The organism is Microvirga soli, from assembly GCF_016734765.1.
In the GTDB taxonomy this organism is placed as follows: domain Bacteria; phylum Pseudomonadota; class Alphaproteobacteria; order Rhizobiales; family Beijerinckiaceae; genus Microvirga; species Microvirga soli.
Genome location: NZ_JAERQE010000054.1, coordinates 1 through 21097 on the forward strand (window position 1 = coordinate 1; position 21097 = coordinate 21097).

Below are 21097 nucleotides of genomic sequence, written 5' to 3' on the forward strand. Positions count from 1 at the left end.
ACCCGCACTCTAACCGAAGACTGGCGATGACCACCTCATCGGTGGCCTGCTCCTACACCACGCCCCGGGACGCTACCCACGCGTTCATGGGCAGCGGCACTTCCTTCTCGCCCAAGCCCAAGAATCCCCCATGTTCGAGGATCACAAAGCCCTGGTTGTCGCCGATGCGGCGCACCACGCGCTTGACCTCGCCGATCTGCTGGCCGCGCAGGCTGTACACGTCCATGTCTTCCAGGACCGAGACCCGGAACGGGCGGACATTGGCGGTCGCATCCACTGCTCCCGTGGTCATCGCCGCACCCGAGTCGACGGGGTCGTAGCGGGGCTCAAATGTGTTCACATCAGCTCCCGCCATCTGGGTGCCGCCGATGCCCCAGTTGCGGCCGACCCACGGCTGGAACTCATTCGTGGCGATTTGATCTCGCTCGCCCCAGAGGCCGAACAAGCCGTTGCCGAACTCGTTCTCGGCCAGCCAGCCAGTCCTGTCGGCATCCCAGCGCTCGTATAGACCGTTATCGCCCCAGCCGCCGGCGAATTCGTTGCGGTCGAGGAAGCCATCATCGTTGCGGTCGAACTCACCGTACTCGATGTCATTCAGGCCCGTGCCCCAGGTGTCCCAGGCCTGGTTGTACTCATCCTCGGTCAAGCGGGCATCGAGGTTGATGTCCCACACGCTGTACAGGCCGCCGTAGAACTCGTTGCGCTCCAGGCGCTGGTTGCGGTTGGCATCCCAGCCCGTGTAAACGCGGTCCACGAACGGATTGAACTCGTCGCGCACGAGCGTGTTGTTGCGGTCCCGGTCGAACGTCGCCACGCTCAGGCCGGTGCCAACGCCGGTTCGATCCTGCTGTTGGACGCGCGCGTTCGCCTGGTTTTGCCATTCGATCTGGACATTCGGCTGGCCTTCGGCCTGGTTGACAATGACACGCGGCTGAGCGCGCTCATAGCGCACCGTCGGCTGTCCCTCCGCCTTTTGCACCTGCACGTTGGGCTCCAAATCGGCCGAGCGCTGCAGCATAACCTGCGGCTGGACCTGGCCCACCTGCACCTGCGGCTGGCCCGGCCGCACAACCGATACGTCCGGGCGCTCCATCAGCACGCGCACGTCAGGCTGCTGCATGGCCACGTTCACGTCCGGCTGGGGCATGCGCACGATGATCTCCGGTTGCGGGATGTCGACCCGCACCGTCGGCTGCGGCTGGCGCACGATGATCTCGGGCTGGGCCTGGTTCACCGTCACCTGCGGCTGCTGCTGGCGCACGATCACACGCGGGTCGGCGGGATCCACCCGCACGGTTGGAGCCGGCTGGCGCACCACCACGTTGGTGCCGTCGCCCGCAGGCCGGCGGACCACCACCACCGGGTCAACCTCATAGCCGATGATGGCTACCCGGTACTCGGGATTGACCTCGCGGTACTGGGCTGCGACTTGCTGGTTGTAAGCCTCAAACTCGCGCTGGTCGTCATCGCCGGTGACGATAAAGCGATTGTTGCGCCAAGCCAAGCGGTTGGCCGGCACGAGCACTTGGCCATCGGCGGAGGCCACCACCGCATAGGCTTGATTGTCGCGGCCCTGCACGAGGGTGTTGACGCGCCCGATCTGCTGACCGCTCTGCGTGTAGAGGGTCTGTTCGCGCAGCTGCGAGGCCTTCAGACCCTGCCCCTGCTGGTTCTGTGGCTGAGCAGCCTGGCGCTGTTGCATAGCCGGCTGCTGACCCTGTGGCTGGGCCGACGCTGGGAGCGGCACCAAAGCCGTCGTGCCCAGGAATATCGTAAGCGCTGCGAGTCTCATCGCGTATCTCCTTGGTTCAGAGTCAATACCGTCAATGTCCCGGCTGAGAGCGCGTGAAGACGCAAAATCATCGAAGCGCCAGACCGCAAGATCCACGTCTCGGTCAGAACCAGTCAGATGGAGAAGTCGAACCTGAACACCGGGTTTCCCGCACGAGGGTCCGCTTTGTACGGTGCTGGACTGACCCTCGCCACCCGACGAGACGCGGGACAACAGGCCGCCCGAACTCGGGTTCTGCAGCGTACCGGCCAGGGGTCTGCCGCCCGAACCTGCGCGCCAGTCCACCGTTTGCGGCCTGGGACAGCGGCGGCACCCCGGCCGGGAAAGACAGCCGCGTCCATGCAAGGACGACAGGCACCGCGCCGGGACAGGTGGCGGCTGGCACTGATGTGGCTGGCCATGCAGCGCACGAACACAACTCGCAACCGGAGGAGAACGCCATGAAACGGATCATCACAGGACTGCTCGGCGGCGCGGCCATGCTGGGCATGGTCTCGACCGCGCAGGCGCAATTCGGCTTCGGCCTGTTCGACACGAACCGGGACACGTTCGTGAACCCGGTGGAGTTCGGGATCGGCCTCGGCCGGGGCGGGTTCTTCGGCGGCAACGAAGGCTTCCTCGACACGTTTGATCCGAATGACAGCGGCTTCCCCGGCCTGAACGCAAGCTTGCGGCGGACCCGGAATCCTATGCCGCCGGGGTGACACGGTTCGACCGGTATATTCTTTGAGATGGGACGACAAAGCCCCGCCACATCGTGCGAGTGGCGGGGCTGTCGAGGCGAGTATGAGGCATCATCTGCGAGCCTGCGAAGCGGTTCCGGAGGAGCCCTCCACCTGAACAAACGGTCAGGAGAGCAGTGGTGGAGTCGCAGGGCTCACCATGGCAACGGCAGCAGGACGCAGAGGTTCTCCTTCAAGTCTTTGTTCCGGTACACTGGCGGACACTGCACGAACCATTCCGGTCAGCTCCGCTGCGCCACGCCCTGGTTGTGGATCGCCCATCCGGCGAACCAGCCGCCGAGAGCGGCGCCAATGGTGTCCAAGACAAGATCGACCAGGGTGTCGGTGAAATGCAGGTTGAGAAACAGCATCTCCGCGATCTCCCAGGCGATGCCCAGTCCCAATCCGATCAGGGCGGCCTTGAGGATGAAGGAACCGCTGCCGGGGGCATCGTTGATCGAGCCGCCGGTCCACAGGCGATACATGAGCGCGGAGACGAGCGCAAAAGGCGTGAAGGTGTGAATGAACTCGTCGTACCAGACTAACTGCTCGAACCAGTTCCAGGCCCAGCCGCCCGCATTCAGCAGGGCCGCGCACACGATCAGGAAGCTCATCAGGCTCGGAATGCGGTCCTTGACGAGCATGAAGGCAAGCGACAGGACGAAGAAGCCGCCGATGGTCCACAAGCCACCCCAGCGCTGAAGCCACCAGACAGCGACGAGCGCGGCCGCCTGCAGCGCCACCCCGAGCCAGGCCAGCGCGCGCCAGGTGCCGCTGTTCACGGCTGATGAAGACGATGCTGAGTTGATATGAGCGGTCGCCATCAGTCTCTCCTGTCGGTTGAAGGCACAAAGGACTTTTCAGCGACTCACCGTACGCCGTGGTTCACGTCAATCAGGTATCCTGAGCTGCTGTTCCCTCAGAAGCGGCCCAAAGTTGTCAATCGGCACCCAAGGCTGATCCCTCGCGAGGGACGCGCAACGTCTTGGTTTGGCGACACAATCTGGAAATTTGGCGGGGTCATGATCGGCGCCGATGATAGCCCCGCCGGTGCTGTGAATTCGCTAGCAACGCCATGCGCTTAATGGAAGTTTGCTCGAGGGTCAGCATTCGAGGCCGATTCACACGCGAAGCCGAGAGGCGTATGCGGGCGTCGTCACGAACCGCGGGCATGCCAGGTACAGGTCGCACTCACATGGGCCCTCCTCGGGCAGGCGCAGGCAGTGCCCAAGCTCGAGTTCGGTCTTCAGGAAGTTGGCTTTCAACCAGTCGATCGCGCCTGTCGACAGCGTGCCGGAGCGCACCGCCTCGGCGCCGGGGCCGGCGATCAGGGCTCCCGGACCAAGCACCGCCTGGTAATCACGCAGCACCTCGGGGTCGGAGATCCGAGCGTAAACCATCGACATCCCCGGGCTCTGGTGCCCGAGTACGCTCATAATCGTGTCGAGCTTGGCGCCGCGTTCTGCGAGTTGGGTGCCGAGCGTGTGTCGGAAGCGATGCGCGCTGATCGTGCCGTGGCCCGACGCGTCCACGAGACCGGCGTTGCGGCAGGCCTGCTGAAGCGCCGTCTCGAAGAGATAGTATGCCGATATCAGTTTGCCCCGCACGACGAAGAGGTGGCGGACGCGACCGCCGGTCAGTTCGTCAGTGAACCAGCGGTCCGGAGTGTCTGCCCGCAAGGCCATCACGCCCCGCAGCGCCTCGGCCGCCTCGTCGTGGAGCGGGATCGTGCGCTCCTTGTAGGTCTTGCCCGCCGGCAGACGCAGCCGATGCGTACCGTCGGGGTAGCGGTCCAGGCAGTCGAAGGAGAGGCGGCGGACCTCGCCACGCCGTGCGCCCGACCAGCGCAGCGTCAGCAGCGCCGCGCGCCGATACGGGCACGGCAGAGCCCGGATCGCCTCCATGATCCGGTCGAGTTCCGCTTGCGGGATGAAGCGGGGCACCCGGTCGACGACGCGGGGCTTGTCCCGGTAGTCGATCAGCAACTGCCCGGGCCCTTCTCAGCCGAGCACAACGAGATCGCGGAAGAACAGGGCAACATCCGACGTCCTGCCGCGCCGCGTGTGCGTGGCGAGCCGGCGGCCCGTCGTCGGCTGGATGTCCTCGGCCATCGCTGCCAGGAAGCCGAGGACGTGATCGCGTGTCACTTGCGCGAAGCTGCGCACCTCAGGTGCTGCGGTCGCGAGATACTCGAGGAGCCGCCGCAGCGAGATTTCTCGGTGGTATAGGGTGTTGGGGCGCAGCATCGGCCTTGAGATATCCAGCCAACAGTCGACGAGCGCGCGCATCTCGGGCTGAACCGGCGGGCGGAAGGCCCAAGGCGGCATAGTCTTCGCCGGCTGCCGCTCCGACTGGCCGCGGTGGTAGAGGATGACGGCAAGCTGGCCGCCATGCGTGATCCAGCTCTTGGCCCGTCCGCGTCGGTAGGCATCGGCCGAAGCGAAGAACCGGTCGATGCTACTATGCTCCGCGAAGTCGCGGATGGCCGCGAGCAGCCGGTCGACATGCTCGGCGCGCAGCCGATCGGGATCGCGGACGCCCTCATGCATGGCGATCCGGGCGACTGACCACGAGATCGCCTGCCTGATCGCAGCGCGATTGTAGCCCAGCGCCACCCCCTCCTCGACGAGCCGCGGAATGCCGAGATCCATGTCCAATTGCGAGGCCACGACGAGCGGTCGGGTGTTGCCGACAGCGAGCAGCCACGGATAGTCGAGGCGAAGCCGGTCGGTGAGGGCCAGGAAATAGAGATAGGGGCGGGCCTGGTAGGACAGACGGAAGCTGGCCGCCTTCCGGCGCTCGCCACTGAGACGGCCGACCCGCTCGGGCAACGGCCGGGCGAGCCAGGCATGGAGGTCGGGCCAGCACCTTCGGAAGCGCCGGTACACCTGCAGCTGCGCGTACTTGTACTCGGCGCCGATCTGCTGGCGAGCGATGTGGTCGGCGAACTCGGTCTCGTCGCAGTGGTCGGCGAGGACGGGCGCCAGCGGCGGGTTGCCGACGGCGAGCGCCGCCGCCGAGATCGAGCCGGTGGCCCTCACGAGGCCGGCCCGTCCATGCCGAGGGCGCGCCGGTACTCGGCGATGACCGCGGGATCCGAGACACGGGTGTACACACGGGTGGACTCGGGTGACGCATGACCGAGCCGGCGCATGAGCGCAAGCTCACGCATGCCTCCCTCCCACATGCGCGTGGCATGGGTATGCCGGAGAGCATGGGGCGTCACGCGGGGCCCGCGCACCCCGGCACGCTCACAGGCGCGCGCGAACAGCTTGGCGAGCGCGGCATAGGACAGCGGCTCGCCGCAGCGCCGGCCATGGCCGCCGACGAGGAAAAGGAAGGCACAGCCAGTGTCGCGCGGGCGCTCGAGCGTCACGTAGTCGGCGACCGCGGCGAGCGTCGCCGGTTCATGCAGGTCGACGACGCGCTCGCGGCGTCCCTTGGCGCGCACCCCGCGCGGATGGTCCTCGCGATGGCGCACGACGACGCGCCTGCGGCCGTAGGCGACATCCTCGAGCTTGAGGCCGAGTGCCTCGCCGGGCCGCAGGCCACCGTCGAGCATGAGACGGACGAGCGCGAGATCGCGTCGACAGCACAGCGCAGAGAGGATGGCCGTGACCTCCTCGTCGGACAACGGCCGTGGCACTTGGTGCACCGTCCTTACGGCGAGCGTGCGCCGGACCGGCGCGGTGCGCGCGATGCCCTCGAGGAAGGGACGGTGTCGATCGACTGAGCGCAGCACGGCGCGCGCCTCGACCTTGGCGATCGGATTGGGGCCCGCGTGAAAGCCCGCGAGCATGGCCCAGTCGTAGAACGCAGAGATGGCGGCAAGTGCGCGGTTGACACTCGCCGGCGACAGCCGCCGTTCGGCGTCGATGCCGGAGCCTCTGGTCCGCTTGGCGCGGGAGGGTATGGTGCGCAGGTGGATGAGGAGCGCGATCGCGCGGACTGGTGTCAGGGTCGTCCAGTCAAGTTCCGCGGTGGTGAGGAAAGTCCAGAGGTGACGCAGATCGTATGCATAGGCGGCGATGGTGTGCGGCGAGCAGCCCCGCGAGGCCAGATAGACGAGGTAGTCCGCAACGGGCGCGACGGAATTACCGACAGAATCCACGAGTTCGACCGGAACTGATGATCTGAGGCATCGCCGGACCGTGAACATCGCAGGCCTCCAGACCTGGGTCAGACGCAGCGGCAGAATAGCACTTCCTGCTGCCTCTGTCCGCCGAGTGTCCACATAACACTCGCGCCGCCTGTGTCCGTGAAATGCTCCTGGATGTCGAGTTCTGTCTCGTGATCAAACAGGCCATCTAGCACGTAGGGAGCCTCGCTCTCGGTAGCGCTGATCGGCAGGATGCTGAAGTAGCCGTACTGGTCGGATAAGTGGCTGTAGAACTTCGAACCGGGTTCGCTACCGTAATGCAGGTTGATGTCACCACGCTTCCCGGCACGATCACTGGCCTGGAAGAACTGCCCGTCCGATGAGGCCGTGGATCCGTTGCCCCAGAGCAGGGCATGTGGGTGCTGAGCGTGCCCGTCGGTGATGCAGGCCTGCGCCAGCTTGTACGTCTCCGGTCGCGTATGGAAGATCCGCTTCCAGGTAATCTCCTGCGGGCTCACTCCTTTCGAGGCTGCTGCCATGCGCTTGGCGCCGAGATTGGTCGCATCAGCGAGAACACCGGCCAGCATCGCCGGGATGCTGCGCGGCGGCTCCTGGGTACGAATGTGCGTGAAACGATCGGCAAACCCGGTCCAGTTATGAACTTCCACCAGGAGATCCGGTACCTCGATCAGCGGGTACATGTCGGCCAGTTCCCACTTCAACTCCTCGGCCGCCGCCGGCACGTCGCCGGGCAAAGGAGTAACGACGAGCTGCCCGGCCTCAAGCCGGACGCCCTCGAGCTTGCCGTTGCGGGCGCGGTAGGCAAGCCGCTTCAGGTTGAAGTCGACCATCTGTCGTGCCTCGCTCAGATAGCTGATAGCATCCTGTGGTACACCGAGCCCGAGATCGTCCGATGCTTTCAGGGCGGTGAAGGCGGGCTTCGGCATCAGCTGTTCGTCCATGGGCCGGAAGGCGCGACTGCCCTCAACCCAGATGTCGCCGGAGCGTAACCGATCCCGTAAGACGGCCAATGTTGCAATCTCGTACAGGCGGCGATCTGGTCCAGCGTCTCCAAAGATCAGTTTACGACTCTTGGTGCTGAGATGGCCGACTGGCACGCGCTCGGGCAGGGTGCGCCGGCTCGCGGCCCGCAAGGTCTTAAGTGTCCCGATGGCTGCCAACAGCGAGTCATGTTTGTGTGACGAACAAAACGTAAAGGTCTCCAGGAACCGCGCCGTGTACTTGCGGATAGTGCTGTAGCGCTCCGCTGCCAGTAGAAGCGGATCGGGATCAGCATCCCGCACCATGGCTTCGACTTCCGGTTGGGCCTGCAACAGGCGGTGCCACCCGACTTCATCATCGAGAACATCGATGGCATTGCGGCCCGTGTCACTGGCGGTAACGAGAGCTCGCAGGGTGTCCCGGAACAGGCGCAGCACCTTGGTCGTATCTTGTTGAGCCTCAACATACCGCTTCTTGCGCCGAGTATTGGCTCGCGCGAAGAGCCGGCCGATCAGCTTGTTGAACATCGTGACCGCGGCATCCGCCAGCGTCTGTTCGAGCGTGATCGTTTGAGCCACAAGGGTGGCTCGTCTCCTGCGAGCGCCGAAGTCGGCAACCAACCAGGCGGGTGTCACATCGCCTTCTCGCACGATCTGGGTCCAGCGCTCTGGATGGATCCGCGACTGCCGCTGGGGATCGATCGCCAAAGTGCGGACAAATGTCAGACGGTCCATGAGGCCAATCAGATTGTCGGCGCTTGGCGCATCTGGAACCGATCGCAGCCACGCAAGCCGGGTCTGCTGGACGGCCGGGTCGACCAGGAGGAGAGCTTCGAGCTGCTCGATCTGGTCCGCCGAGAGCCCCTCCAGAAGAGCCGCTTCTGCCCGTTGTCGGGCAATGGCGCGCCCGGCAAGGCCAATCTTCTCGAGAGCAGCATCGGGTAAGAGAAGAGCGCCGCGACGGCGCAACTCATTCACGACCGCGGTCATGATCGGCAGACCGCTTTCGGTCGCGCTGGCGGCCCCGGCAGCTGCGAGAAGGGCTGCTCGACGATCGTCCCGCGTCGCCGTCCGGACGCCCAGGTACTTCGCCAGACGGTGGCTGTGCTCAAAGCGGGTCGGAATGCGACGCGCGTAGGATGCAAAAACGTCCGGGGCGATCCCCAGCTGCTCGGCCACGTAGGCGACCACGGCAGCAGGCGGGTCTTCGTCCATCCCCAAGACCCGGCCCGGATAGCGCATGATGCAGAGCTGGATCGCATAGCCGAGCTGATTGTGAGGGCGGCGGCGGACTTCGGCTTGCAGACGATCCTGCGGAGACAGTGTGTAGTGCCTGATCAGGCTCTCCTCGTCGTCGGGAATCCCGAGCAACGCCTGGCGTTCGTCAGGGTTCAGAAGCTTTCGGCGGGCCATCGATTACCTCGCATAGTGTCGGCTCAATCGCTCCTGAGGAGCCGGACATTGGTGCGAGATCTACGAACCCCGTACAGCTGCTACCCTGCGTATCCACACGTTACCTTCTGGGTATCGTTACCAGCAGGGTTGCGGCTAATCGCTGAGAGGCTGGTGAGCAATTATCTTTCCTTTCGGGTGAGGCGGCGCAGCAGGATGCGGCTCATGGCGAGATAGAGCAGCATCTCGCCAGTCTCGACGAGCCGCTCATAGTCCTTGGCCAGTCGCCGGTTGGTGGTCAGCCAACCGATCGTTCGTTCAACGACCCACCTTCGCGCGAGCACCTGAAAGCCACTCGGGCGCGTCAGCGGCTCCGCGTCAGCCCGCATCCAGGTTCCGCCGCTCCACCAATGCTGCGGGATGGACAATCTCCAGCTCAAGGCCTTCTGCAGCCAGTCCTTCAATCCGCGATAAGCCGTGTCGGCCCACAGCAGCTCGATGGCTGGAAAGAGATGCTGCAGACCCTCCAACAGGAGTTCGGCTCCGGCGCGATCATGGATGTCGGCGGGCTGCACGCTGTTCTTCAGCAGATTGCCTTGCGTATCAACGAGAAGATGGCGCTTACGACCGTTGATCTTCTTGCCGCCGTCATAGCCCCGCGGCCCACCCATCTCGGTGGTCTTGACCGATTGGCTGTCGATGATCGCCGCACTCGGTTGAGGAGACCGGCCGATCGCACGGCGGTAGCTCTCCCGCAGAGCATGGTTCACGCGCTCCCAGGTGCCGTCCTCGCGCCACTGCGCGTAGTGGTAGAAGACGGTGCATCGTGGGGGATACTCGTGCGGCAGCAGGCGCCACTGGGCTCCGGTGCGCAGCAGATAGAAGATGGCGTCAACGATGCGCCGTAGCGGATAGGTCTGTCGTCGCCCGGCCGGATGGCTGCGGGGGACGAGTGGCTCGAGCAGCGCCCATTCGGCATCGCTGAGGTCGCTGGAATAGGAACAGGCATCCATCGCGGGGCTCCCGGATCGTCAAACAGCCCACATCCGCCGCAGCAGCCAGCTCCAAACCTATGGTGAATCAATCACTTAGATCGAGCAATAAAATTGCTCACCAGCCTCTGAGAGCGCCGGGCTGCTACCTCCCAGTAAGTGCGCTCGGCGCCGGACAATGGATCGTCAAGGAAAGGCGAGTTCCTGATTTGTTCTATCTTAGCGTATAATCAGGAACAGATCTTGCGCTGGCCCCAACCGAGCGCCTGGGTTCGCTTGCCCGCGAGGCCGGCAGCGCGCTGAGCGGAATGGCGCAGAACCTCACGTCGTCCGTGGACAACCTCCTCGACAAGAACCCGGACCTGCGTCAGCGGCTGGGTGGCATCGGTGACCGCATCAATTCTGCGAACGTGGATGTGAGCAAGGCCGAAGTCTCGCTCACCCCCGGTAACGGCACAGTCGGCACAACTGTGACCCTATCAGCCAAGGGTCTCCCGGCCGACACCGCAGTAGTCATCGGCGGCGGAGCGCCCCGGACAGCCTACGAAGTTCTCCAGCAAGCCAGGACGAGCGCGGACGGGACCCTTCAGGCCACCGTGCGAATTCCTGACTGGAGCACCAGTCAGGAGCGTTTTGTGCTGACCGTCGCCGCCGAGGAGGCGGAGTGGAAGGTTCGTTCCGCTCCCTTCCAGATCACCGGCACAAAGCTCTAATGGGTGCCACATAGCAGGCCCGACAGGCTCGCGCGTCCTGAGCGCGTGAGGCCATCCAGCCTGTCCTTCGATACATCTTGATCATCGATAACCCCGGCAGCTTCGGTGACCGTAACGCCTCCGTGATCGTAATCGGGGTTGTATCGGTCGCTCTATGACAGCGATACTGTTTGACGTCTTGGTCGATCTGAAGGCTGTCATGGCGCTCCCGACGTCGAAGGCCCATCACCGCAGCAACCGGCTTCTCGCCGCCCTGGAGCCCGAGGATCTGGCCTGTCTGGAGCCGCACCTGGAGGTGGTGAGCCTGCCGAAAGGCACGATCCTCTATGAGGCCGGGGATCCGATCCGCTACACGTACTTCCCGCATGACGCCATCGTGGGCCTGATCAACGTCATGGAGGAGGGGCAGTTTGTCGAGGTCGCCTCCTTCGGGCGGGAGGGGCTGTTCGGCCTGATCAGTGCCATTGTCTCGCGCGAGGCCTTTGGCCGCTACAAGGTCCAGGTGCCCGGCACCGCCTCCCGGATCGCCCTCGACCGGATGCAGGAGGCGATGCGCGCGCGCCCCAGGATCCAGCGGCTGGTGCTCAGCTACAGCGAGGCTTTGCTGGCTCAAACCTTCCAGACCGTCTCCTGCAATGCGATCCACACAGTCGAGGCGCGCTGCTGCAACTGGATCTTGAGCACACGGGACCGGATCGACGAGGATCTCCTGCCCTTGACCCATGCGGATCTGGCCGAGCTGCTGGGGGTCCAGCGCTCCACGGTTAGCACCGTCCTGCGCACGTTTCAGACGCAGGGCCTGATCACGCAGCAGCGCGGCGGCATCATCATCGCGGATCGAGCTGGCCTCGAGGAGATGACTTGTGAGTGCTACCGCAGGATCCGCCAGACCTTCGCACGCTTGCTGCCCGTGCCATAACATCCGCTATGCCCTCGCAAGCTGACTTTGGCACAAGGTCCCTGACGTGCCATCATGCAGCATTCCCGATTTACAGGCCGCAATGTCGCGAAAGACCGTTTACGAAACAGCGATCAACTCATCGGGTTGGCGTTGGCTGATGAGGTCCTCATTACAAATCTCGTCTGCTCCATCAACGTAGGGCAGGAAATTCGCCGGATCAATCTCCGGCAGTGCCAATGTCCCAGTCGCGTCGACACAGCCATCCCGGTTTCCGTCGAGGAAGAACTGGTCGGAACGAAAGTCCATCATCAGGAATGGCGTGCGTTCGAGGAGTTGGTCGCAGGCCATGTAGAATGCCGCCATGGCGTTTAGCCCTTTCTGAACCTCGGAGTAGTAGAGGCCCTTGATCAGGCGACCAGTCGCGAACACACGTGGAGGCTGTATTCAGCCGTTGCGGCGGTCTCTCGCTTGGTTCATCGGGACACGTTCTTGCTACGTACTCCGTTACCGTGTGTTTGGGAGCAGATCTTGTTCTGGCCCCAGGTTAGAGCCAAGATATTCTTGGCGAAGGAGTGGCCTCGCCCCGCTTGGACCATCACCAAGAGGCCGGCATCGGCCTCGACCCCGGTGACCTTTTCAACGAGGTCACCGTTGCGGAGCTTGATCCAAACCTTATCGATCCTGGCGGTTTCAAGCCCGGCCTTGGCCCGAGTAGAAACTTAGCTGCGGTCAGTAGAGAACAGACGGGAAGTAGCAGCCCGTCGGCTCCTGATAGTGGCCCATGGTCATGAGCGTCATCGGCTTGATGGCCCTCATCCCCTGATGCAGGCACCAGCGAAACAGGTTGGCCTGCCGCGTCGGCAGGAGCAGCGAGAGCGGCTCCGCACTCATGGCTCCCGCGCTGGCCAGGAGCGCCCGCATGTCCTGCTCAGTCTCAGCCACGCCATGGTTCATCAGCCAGAACGTCGCCGCCGAGAGATAGCCGGTAGTTCGGCCCTCCCGCTCAACCACGAAAGGCGCGAACACGTGAAGCGCCTCCTGGAGTTCATGGGTGCGCTCGACGCCATGAACGGCCGAGCAAAGCGCCCCACATGCCTCCAGGTCCGCGGCGGTCATCGGCCGGACAGCATAGCCCCCATCTGGCCCGCTGCGGGGCGTGCCCTGCATCAGCAGGAGCGGCTCCCGGACGTCGAACCCGAGCGAGGCGTAGAGCGACATCGAACGGGTGTTGAACGCATCCTGGACGAGACGCACACCCAGGGCGTCACCTGCTTGGGCCAGGGCGGCCTCCATCAGCCGCCGGCCGACCCCGCTGCCCTGCACGGCCGGGTCGACAGTGATCGGCCCGATGCCGCGGATCGGATCGCCCTCGGCCATGAAGTTGCTGCCAACCACCCGTCCGTCCTGCTCCGCCACTACCCCATAAATGGATGGGGCCGCGATGAAGGTCGTAGCAAGCTGCGTTCCCGCCTCTGCCGAGGGGAAGTCCCACGGGAAGCCATGCTGGTCCGCGATGCCTTTGAAGGCCTCGAAGATGATGCGCCCGCAAGCCTCCGCATCGGCGGGTGTGGCAGGGCGGATCACTGGGGTCATCGCCGCCTCCCTGTCTTGCAGCGCCTCCCATCGCGTTAGGTCGGTGATCGTGCTGCACCGTCAGCCAGATCCCCATAAAAGCGCGGCTCAGGCAAACGAGATTCCAAACCAGACCACGACAAAGGCAAGGGAACTCACAATGGCAGCCCACTCCGATCCCGTGAGCCTGCCCGAGGGCGACGCTGATGAATTTCCTGAGACCATGGTAACCCCCTCGCTGGTGTCCCGCCATTGCCGTCATAAAGGACATCCAAGGCGCTCAATTCCACCTGCCCGAATTTATATCGGAGGCAACGGCATGGATGTGTTAGGCGACACATCCATGCCGAGCTCGCACTCATCACAGGTGGAACTCGCGGGGTACCCCTGGGATGGTGGTTAGGTCCGCTGAAGTCGGAGCGCGCGTTGTCCTCGCGGGCCTGCCGTCGGTGGCCGCTCGAGAACGCTGACGTTCAGGCCGGCACCTCGGCCATCGTGGTCCGCAGGCGTTTGTCGTAGGCATTAGCCAGATCGTGCAGGGCCGTGACCGCATCACCGTTAAAGGATGATCCATGCATCAGGGCCAGGGTGCGCGGGGCGAGATCCGCCAGCCGACGAACGGTCGGCGCGATGCTCGGGCCCAGGCTCGTGTCATAGAAGATGTCCTCTGCCGCAAGAGCAGGCCCAACGATGTCGTTCTCGGTGAGCGCTGGACCGTTGCCGAGATGCGTGAAGAGATCGCCGCAGAACAGCGTCTGGCTGGTCTCCTCGTAGATCACCCCGGCATCCCAGCCGTGCGGCACATGGGGCGTGTCGATGTAGCGGATTCGCTTGCCGCCAAGGTCGATAACCTCGCCGTTCGCGAGCACCCGCGGCGGCCGGTCGGCCATGTCGTTCAGCGACACCAGGCACCCCGTCGTCCCGTGCGCGACCTCCGCGTTCGGGGCCACCGCCAGCCATTCGTTCATGGCGCCGCACTCGTCGGCCTCGTAGTGGCCGAACGTGATCCAGCGCAAGTCCTGGATGGGCATGAGCCGGGACACGGCTTCCGATACCAGTGGGAACATCTTGCGGAACCCGGCGTGGAACAGCAGCGGCTCCTCCCCGAGGACGAGGAACTGATTGAAGGTAAAGCCGGCCGGCGGCACGATATCCGGCACGTAGGTCGAGAGGCGGTAGATGCGATCGCCGATCTCATCGATGCGGGTTTCCATCGGCTTGCTCCTTGGTTCGCCCCCGCCACCAAGGATTAAAACCGGTCTTCCGTCCGGAAATGCGGCAGACGCTGCTCAATCTAGCCGCCTTCCAATTGCTCCGGATTTGGGTCGTCACGCAGGCAGCAACAGGTTATGATCCGGTCGACACGTCACCCTGCGCCATTGTACCGGGAGGAAGCCGACGATGTCCCGCCGCAAGCACCAACGACACCTGGAAGAGCACTACAGAAACCAGCTCGCCCCATGGATGGCGGGCTCTCTGGGAGTATGCGCCCTGCTGATGGTGGCCGTCTACGTCGCCACCATGCCCCTGTAAACCCGCACGGGTTGAACACGCCCTGCCCCGTTCACCGATCGGAGGTCCTCGATGTCACGCCTATGTCTCGCAATCGCTGGAACGCTCGCCGTATCGACCTCCGCGCAGGCCCAGCATGCCCCCGCGTCGCCCTATGCCGGCTGGGAGCACCGAGCTGTTAAGGCACTCTCCGATCAGCAGATCGCCGATCTCCGCGCTGGCCGCGGCATGGGCCTGGCCCTGCCGGCGGAGCTCAATGGGTACCCGGGCCCTCTTCATGTCCTTGAGCTGGGTGATCAGCTCCGGCTGACGAAGGAACAGCGCACCCGCGTGCAGGAACTCCATGCTGCCATGAATGCCGAGGCCATTCCGTTAGGCGAGCGCCTCATCGGGCAGGAAGCCGACCTAGAGCGCCAATTCGTCAGCAAGTCAGTGACGCCTGCGAGCCTGCAAGCAGCCACAGTGGAGATCGGCGCCACGCAAGGCGCCCTGCGGCTAGCGCACCTGCGCTACCACCTCTCGACATTGGACGTCCTCACATCCGATCAGGTCAGACTGTACGGCGAGCTGCGTGGCTATCAGGCATCGGAGGGTCACCGGCATGGTTCTAAGGGCCACCACTAAAGCGTCGTGGCAACTGCTGCGAAATTCCACAGTGGGGACTGCAACACCTCTGCCTGATGCGGGTTAGCGACATCCCGACAGAAGCAAGCTGGAGAATGATGATGCAACAGATCCGCGGTAAGAAGGTGATTGCAGTTGTTGGGGCAACTGGCGCGCAGGGTGGCGGTCTCGTGCGCTCAATCTGCGCGGATCCCGAGAGTGGCTTTACCGCACGTGCCATCACACGGAACACAGACAGCGAACAGGCCAAGGAACTCGAACGATTAGGCGCCGAAGTGGTCGCGGCCGACATCGACGATCCGGATAGCCTCGCCCGCGCGTTCGAGGGAGCATACGGAGCTTACTGTGTCACCTTCTTCTGGGCCCATTTCTCGCCTGAAAAGGAGCTTGCTGAGGCGCAGGCGATGGCCGAAGCGGCCAAGCACGCCAACCTCGAGCATGTGATCTGGTCAACGCTTGAGGACACCCGACTGTGGGTGCCCCTCAGCGACAATCGGATGCCGACGCTCATGGGGAGCTACAAGGTTCCGCACTTCGACGCAAAAGGGAGCTCAGACCATTTCTTCAGCGATCAGGGGCTGCCGGTCACGTTCCTGCTGACGTCCTTCTACTGGGACAACCTCATCCACTTCGGCATGGGTCCGAGGAAAGGCGCAGACGGTGAGTTGGAGTTTGTGTTGCCCATGGGCGACAAACGCCTAGCCGGGATTGCGGCCGAGGACATCGGCAAGTGCGCTTATGGGGTGTTCAAGCGTGGCGCGGAGTACATCGGCCAACGGGTTGGTATTGCTGGGGCGCACCTCACGGGTGACCAGATGGCGGCTGCGCTCTCGAAGTCTCTTGGTCAAACCGTCACCTACAGGTCCATTGATGCTCCCGTATACCGTGGTCTGGGCTTTCCTGGTGCGGAGGATCTGGGCAACATGTTCCAGGTCTACCAGGACTTTGAAGGAGAATTCGCGCGAACCCGCAGCGTTGACACCTCTCGTTTGCTGAATCCGGCCTTGTTGAGCTTTGAGGCATGGTTGGAAAAGCACAAAGACCGTATTCCTCTGAACGTAGGCTGACGAGATTTTGCCGAGGGATCAGATGCTATCGTTCCTCGTGCTCCTCGGATCGCTTGCATGATCGGCTAGCCCGACTAGGCGGGCCAGAATCGTGATTGGGTAATTTCGACCGCCTAGACTTGCTGGACTTGCCCCAAAATGGCCTCTGCTTGCAATGACAAAGCTCCTGCGTTGCTTCGGTTGGATAGCGCAGCCTCTGGGCACTTTCGCCGGGCTCCCGCGTTGATCAGGGATGCAATACATCTGTGATGCCCCAGGCTTCAAAACCTGGTTTCGGATCGAGACTGAAGGTGAAGCCGCGCTCGAGTCCGACGTGATGGGTCACGTGGTTGAGAAACACTTCCACCAAGCGTGGGAAGCCGCAACGAGCACCTATCGCTCGACCTCCAGCCCGTTTGTTGAGCAGAACATCGGCCTCAAGGCTCACGTGCAGCGTGTCATGCCCCTGTTCCTGACGTTGCGCAGTGCGGAGGGGGCAGCCCTCGCCACAGCGATGCTGCCGCCAGACGGGCGCTATGACCCGGCCTTCAGGATCATCATTGTTGGTCCTGAGAACCGGGATCCCTACCCCGAGCATAGTGAGGCCATTCGCAAGCTGGGCGAGCACTTCGGTCTCACCCTCGAGCGCGTCCGGTGCTACCCCTATGCTGGAATGGCTCCATCCCGGAAATAAGTTGCCTGCCACACGCGTCCTCCTGACTTTGTGGACACGCATTGCAGGATATCGGCCTCAGAAGGATCCGCCATCCTGCCGGCTCACGCACTCTCGTCGACGAGCACCTTTCGAATTGCGGCCAGGGACAGGCCGAAGTGCTTCGCTACCTGGTTGGGAGCCACCCCGGCCAGAAGTGCCGCCCGCACCGCCTTGCGCTGCCCCTCCTGCAGCACCGATGAGGTCTTGCTCGATCTTGAGGGCTTGGTCTGGCGTGTGGGGCTTGGAACCAGACGCTTGAGTGACAGGCTGGCCTGTTTTGCCGCCGCCTCCCACTCCGCCCGGCTCCCCCTGCCTGTCTCCAAGCGGCGCCGCAACTTGTCAATCAGCGCAGCAAGATCTTCTACCAACTGTGTGTCAGACAAACCCGTAATCTCCGGCGGCTTGGCTGGAGTGGCAGCCCGCTGAGGGGGCGGGGTCGGTACAGTTATCGTGTACTCGAAGAGGTCAGGGGTGCGGCGAGAAGATCCCTTGTATGACATACACTTAATATGGGTTGCAGACAGTGCTGATCCAAGTGCACAAGAGTAAGTCGTGACGGGTTTGGGGCTTGGGGTTAAGCCATAGCTACAGCAGCTGGGATCCGTTGAGCGACATCACACTTTCTGCTTAAGAATTCCGGCACCGTTGAGTGACTCCCAGCCGAAGAAGAGCCTCAGCGCGGCTTCGGCCTCCTGCACTCTGCCATTGACGTACTGCGCCACTGACGTATGTCCTCGCTTCCGTCCGAGGAGCGTCCATGGGCGATGACAGCGAGTTCGAGCACCTCATCGCCAGCCTTGGCTCCATTCTCGCAGAGACAGATGATGATCTCAGTCTCGGCAGCGGGATAAGGCTGCCCGCCACCGTTGATGCAGCGGCTGTGCGGAGCAAGACGGGACTCTCGCAAGCCGCTTTCGCCCGTCGCGTCGGCGTTGCGGTGGGGACCATTCGCAATTGGGAGCAGGGCCGCCGTTCACCGCAGGGACCAGCACGGGTCCTGCTGGCGCTGCTGGACCGCAATCCGAGAATCGTCGAGGACACACTCGGAACCTGAGGGCAGTGGATCATGATCCCCTGACCCAGAGCCGTCTGAGTTCTGGTATCCTCTCTTGGATAACAGAGCATAGGTGCAGATCGATGAGCCTTGCAGATGACTACATCATCGTCGATGCCACCGCGCTCGCTGATCTCGTGCGGCAACGGCACGTTAGCCCCGCCGAGTTGGTCGAAACCGCAATCGCGCGGCTGGAGCAGGTCGAACCGAAGCTGGCGGGCATGGCCGAATGGACGCGAGATCAAGCACGCCGGGCCGCCCGCGGGCCGGTGGTGGACGCCCCGTTCGCCGGTGTGCCGTTTCTGCTCAAGGACAACATGCATGTTGCCGCTGGCCTCCCGTATCACAACGGCAGCCGGATCTGGCGCGGCTGGGTGCCGCCACAGGACAGCGAGATGGTCCGCCGCTTCAAGGCCGCTGGCCTGATCATTCTCGGCAGCACCAAGGTACCCGAACTCTCCCTAACACCGGTGACAGAGCCCCGGCATCTGGGCCGGGCCAACAACCCCTGGGCCCTGGACCGCACCACCGGCGGCTCGTCGGGAGGATCATCGGCTCACGTGGCAGCCCGCTCAGTGCCGATGGCCCATGCCACCGACGGCGGCGGCTCGATCCGCATCCCGGCTTCGTGTTGTGGCCTGTTCGGGCTCAAGCCCACTCGTGGACGCACTCCGAACGGCCCCTATACCGGTGAAGGCTGGCATGGCGCCGCCATTGGACATGCTGTGACCCGCAGCGTGCGGGATAGTGCCCGCCTGCTGGACGCGATTGCCGGACCTGATCTCGGCGCGCCCTATGGCATTGCTCCGCCTGCGGGGTCCTTTGCCGAAGCTGCGGCTATGCCGCCGGGGCGGCTGCGGATCGCCTTCAGCTCAGCGACTCCCAATGGAGCTGCGGTGGACCCAGAGTGCCGGATCGCGGTGGAGAGCACAGCTAGGCTCTGTGCCGAGTTAGGCCACCATGTGGAGGAAGCCGTGCCTTCAGTGCCGGAGGATTACTTCAGCTGGTTTCTGATCGTCTTCCTGGCAGCGGTGTCGCAGGAGTTTGCCTTTGCGGAGGAGATGACCGGCACCAGGGCCCGGCGCACCGATGTCGAGGAAAGCACGTGGCTGTGCCGTGAGTTGGGGCGGGGCTTCTCGGCCGCGGAGCTGTCGGTTGCCCTGGAGCGGCTGCACCGGGCCACGCGCCAGATTGCCGGGTTTTTTGAGAACTATGACCTGCTGTTGACACCAGCCCTTGCCAGTCCTCCTGTCAGGCACGGAGAACTCCACCCCCGCGGCCTTGAGGCCACCCTGCAAGTGTTGGCCGCCCGCCTGGGCGTCGGCCGGTATCTGCGCTATGGACCGCTCCTACGGCAGGCGGCCGAGCGCGCGTTCCGGTTCATGCCGTTCTCACCCATCTGGAACATCACCGGACAGCCAGCCGCCAGTCTTCCGTTGCACTGGACGCCTGATGGCTTACCCGTTGGCGTGCAGGCGGTCGCGCGCTTCGGGCAGGAGGACCTCCTCTTCTCGTTTGCCGCCCAGATGGAGCGGGCTCGTCCCTGGAGCCACCGTCTGCCAGCTGGCATCCTGGACTAAGCATGAGGGAATTGGTTCTCTGCCGCAAACAGCCGCCATTTTGACGGAACTCCCTTGAGGGTGCGCAGGCCCCGGTCCTGGAACTGAAGCCCTGAGCCCGCAACCAGATCTTTGACCGTGCTCGAGACCAGCACCTCGCCGGGGTCGGCCGCGGCCGCGACCCGGGCACCAACGTGGACAGCGATCCCACTTACATCAGCCCCGCCCGCCAGGACCTCGCATTCACCCGTGTGAAGCCCTGATCGGATCTCGATGCCAAGCCGCCGCATGGCATCGCGGATGGTACAGGCACAGCGGATTGCTCGTGCCGGTCCATCGAAGGTTGCCAGAACCCCGTCACCGGCTGTGCTGATCTCCCGGCCTCTGAAGCGGTTGAGCTCTTGGCGCACGATCCCGTAATAGCTTTCCAGCTGCTGGCGCCAGCGGCGATCCCCGACAGCCGCCGCCCTCTCGGTCGAGCCGACGATGTCAATGAACAGAACAGTGGCGAGCACCCGGTCGGGCTCGGGGCTGTGCCGCACTCCTGTGAGAAACTCTTCGATCTCTGCAACAATGGCATCAGCGTCGCCGACCCAGGGGAGGTGATCCTGACCTGTCAGTTCAACGTACTTCGCTCCAGGGATCTCCTGCGCCATGTAGCGGCTGGCCATCACCGTGATGTTCACGTCCTCCCGGCGATGGAGGATAAGGGTGGGAACGTGCACAGCGGGCAGCACGGGCCGGATATCAATCTCGCTGTTCATGCGCATCAGCGCCATTGCAGCCCCGGGGCTTGCTCCCAGCCGCTCATAGCGGGCCCACCACTGCCGAAACAGCTCGTCGTCCGCCACACTTGGAGCAAAGCGGATCAAGCTTGCACCGGTCCCCCACGCCATATCCATGAACTGGAGAATGAACTCGAGATCCTGTGGGGTGGCCACCCAGGAGCTGAACTCCGCAAAGCTGCCGTACAGCACTAAGGCGGCGGTCCGCTCTGGATAGGTGGCCGCGAACAGAACACTCATTGGACCACCTTCGGAAACGCCGATGATGGCTGCCCGCTCAGATCCTGCGGCGTCGAGAACAGCCCGGACATCGTCCATCCGCTGCTCGAGGGTTGGCACCTGCGCCACCCGGTCGGAAAGCCCTGTGCCACGCTTGTCGAGCAGGATCAGGCGCGCAAAGGATGCCAAGCGGCCTAAGAACCTGGCGCAGGCAGGTTCCTCCCAAAACCATTCAACGTGGGAGATGAAGCCTGGGATGACCACCAGATCAAGCGGGCCGTTCCCGACGATCTGGTACGCGATGTGGATGTCGCCGCTTTTGGCGTACCGTGTCTCCGGTGAGGTGCGCGAGATGTCCATCGAGCATCCTTTCGGTGGGGCTGTGCCGGTTCTGAGCCC

19 protein-coding genes and 1 pseudogene are annotated in these 21097 nt (G+C 63.8%); 8 read left to right on the forward strand and 12 right to left on the reverse strand.

Annotation, left to right across the window (positions count from 1 at the left end):
• Window positions 1-52: 52 nt before the first annotated feature.
• Complete coding sequence (locus tag JKL45_RS25170) at window positions 53-1792, reverse strand: PRC-barrel domain-containing protein (protein WP_201864545.1); 1740 nt, start codon at window positions 1790-1792, stop codon at window positions 53-55.
• A 440-nt stretch (window positions 1793-2232) separates the two neighbouring features.
• Here JKL45_RS25170 and JKL45_RS25175 point away from each other — a divergent pair, with 440 nt between their 5' ends.
• On the forward strand, window positions 2233-2496 hold the full coding sequence (locus JKL45_RS25175; protein WP_201864546.1) for a hypothetical protein: 264 nt from the start codon (window positions 2233-2235) through the stop codon (window positions 2494-2496).
• A gap of 260 nt (window positions 2497-2756) precedes the next feature.
• Here the strand turns inward: JKL45_RS25175 and JKL45_RS25180 are convergent, their stop codons facing one another.
• The 6 genes and pseudogenes from JKL45_RS25180 to JKL45_RS25205 all read right to left on the reverse strand — a co-directional run bounded on the left by JKL45_RS25180 (window position 2757) and on the right by JKL45_RS25205 (window position 10019).
• Window positions 2757-3338, reverse strand: coding sequence for a hypothetical protein (locus JKL45_RS25180; RefSeq protein WP_201864547.1), 582 nt, complete (start codon window positions 3336-3338; stop codon window positions 2757-2759).
• Window positions 3339-3635: 297 nt separating this feature from the next.
• A complete protein-coding gene (locus JKL45_RS25185) occupies window positions 3636-4499 on the reverse strand; it encodes a tyrosine-type recombinase/integrase (protein ID WP_201864548.1) in 864 nt (287 codons plus the stop codon).
• Window positions 4500-4514: 15 nt separating this feature from the next.
• The gene (locus JKL45_RS25190; RefSeq protein ID WP_201864549.1) at window positions 4515-5555 is read right to left on the reverse strand and encodes a site-specific integrase; all 1041 of its coding nucleotides are present in this window, start codon (window positions 5553-5555) and stop codon (window positions 4515-4517) included.
• On the reverse strand, window positions 5552-6748 hold the full coding sequence (locus JKL45_RS25195) for a tyrosine-type recombinase/integrase (RefSeq protein WP_201864550.1): 1197 nt from the start codon (window positions 6746-6748) through the stop codon (window positions 5552-5554). Before JKL45_RS25195 ends, JKL45_RS25190 begins: the two co-directional genes overlap by 4 nt.
• Window positions 6749-6753: 5 nt before the next feature.
• Window positions 6754-9027, reverse strand: a pseudogene (locus JKL45_RS25200) (Tn3 family transposase); the annotation flags it as partial.
• A gap of 161 nt (window positions 9028-9188) precedes the next feature.
• Window positions 9189-10019 (reverse strand): IS5 family transposase, encoded by an 831-nt coding sequence (locus JKL45_RS25205; RefSeq protein WP_201864552.1) that lies wholly within the window; start codon window positions 10017-10019, stop codon window positions 9189-9191.
• Window positions 10020-10306: 287 nt separating this feature from the next.
• Between JKL45_RS25205 and JKL45_RS25210 the strand changes: the two genes are divergently transcribed.
• Together JKL45_RS25210 and JKL45_RS25215 are read left to right on the forward strand one after the other, a co-directional pair.
• A complete protein-coding gene (locus JKL45_RS25210) occupies window positions 10307-10711 on the forward strand; it encodes a hypothetical protein (protein ID WP_201864553.1) in 405 nt (134 codons plus the stop codon).
• 199 nt (window positions 10712-10910) lie between these two features.
• Complete coding sequence (locus JKL45_RS25215; RefSeq protein WP_201864554.1) at window positions 10911-11630, forward strand: Crp/Fnr family transcriptional regulator; 720 nt, start codon at window positions 10911-10913, stop codon at window positions 11628-11630.
• A 99-nt stretch (window positions 11631-11729) separates the two neighbouring features.
• On the opposite strand, the gene JKL45_RS25220 is transcribed toward JKL45_RS25215, so the two are convergent.
• The 3 genes from JKL45_RS25220 to JKL45_RS25230 all read right to left on the reverse strand — a co-directional run bounded on the left by JKL45_RS25220 (window position 11730) and on the right by JKL45_RS25230 (window position 14398).
• Complete coding sequence (locus tag JKL45_RS25220) at window positions 11730-11975, reverse strand: hypothetical protein (protein WP_201864555.1); 246 nt, start codon at window positions 11973-11975, stop codon at window positions 11730-11732.
• Window positions 11976-12341: 366 nt separating this feature from the next.
• Window positions 12342-13205: a GNAT family N-acetyltransferase gene (locus tag JKL45_RS25225; RefSeq protein WP_201864556.1), complete on the reverse strand. Its 864-nt coding sequence runs from the start codon at window positions 13203-13205 to the stop codon at window positions 12342-12344.
• A gap of 452 nt (window positions 13206-13657) precedes the next feature.
• A complete protein-coding gene (locus tag JKL45_RS25230) occupies window positions 13658-14398 on the reverse strand; it encodes an oxygen-binding di-iron domain-containing protein (RefSeq protein WP_201864557.1) in 741 nt (246 codons plus the stop codon).
• 370 nt (window positions 14399-14768) lie between these two features.
• On the opposite strand from JKL45_RS25230, the gene JKL45_RS25235 reads away from it, so the two are divergent.
• The 3 genes from JKL45_RS25235 to JKL45_RS25245 all read left to right on the forward strand — a co-directional run bounded on the left by JKL45_RS25235 (window position 14769) and on the right by JKL45_RS25245 (window position 17060).
• On the forward strand, window positions 14769-15320 hold the full coding sequence (locus tag JKL45_RS25235; protein ID WP_201864558.1) for a Spy/CpxP family protein refolding chaperone: 552 nt from the start codon (window positions 14769-14771) through the stop codon (window positions 15318-15320).
• 101 nt (window positions 15321-15421) lie between these two features.
• A complete protein-coding gene (locus JKL45_RS25240) occupies window positions 15422-16387 on the forward strand; it encodes an NmrA/HSCARG family protein (RefSeq protein WP_201864559.1) in 966 nt (321 codons plus the stop codon).
• Between the two features lie 232 nt (window positions 16388-16619).
• Complete coding sequence (locus tag JKL45_RS25245; RefSeq protein ID WP_201864560.1) at window positions 16620-17060, forward strand: hypothetical protein; 441 nt, start codon at window positions 16620-16622, stop codon at window positions 17058-17060.
• Between the two features lie 83 nt (window positions 17061-17143).
• Here the strand turns inward: JKL45_RS25245 and JKL45_RS25250 are convergent, their stop codons facing one another.
• Window positions 17144-17464 (reverse strand): hypothetical protein, encoded by a 321-nt coding sequence (locus JKL45_RS25250; RefSeq protein WP_246498933.1) that lies wholly within the window; start codon window positions 17462-17464, stop codon window positions 17144-17146.
• Window positions 17465-17838: 374 nt separating this feature from the next.
• Here JKL45_RS25250 and JKL45_RS25255 point away from each other — a divergent pair, with 374 nt between their 5' ends.
• Both JKL45_RS25255 and JKL45_RS25260 read left to right on the forward strand, forming a co-directional pair.
• A complete protein-coding gene (locus JKL45_RS25255; RefSeq protein ID WP_201864562.1) occupies window positions 17839-18135 on the forward strand; it encodes a helix-turn-helix domain-containing protein in 297 nt (98 codons plus the stop codon).
• A gap of 83 nt (window positions 18136-18218) precedes the next feature.
• Window positions 18219-19715, forward strand: coding sequence for an amidase (locus JKL45_RS25260; protein WP_201864563.1), 1497 nt, complete (start codon window positions 18219-18221; stop codon window positions 19713-19715).
• Here the strand turns inward: JKL45_RS25260 and JKL45_RS25265 are convergent.
• Window positions 19712-21058, reverse strand: a complete 1347-nt coding sequence (locus tag JKL45_RS25265; protein WP_201864564.1) for an adenylate/guanylate cyclase domain-containing protein — start codon at window positions 21056-21058, stop codon at window positions 19712-19714. The two genes, JKL45_RS25260 and JKL45_RS25265, sit on opposite strands and share 4 nt — an antisense overlap.
• Window positions 21059-21097 lie beyond the last annotated feature (39 nt).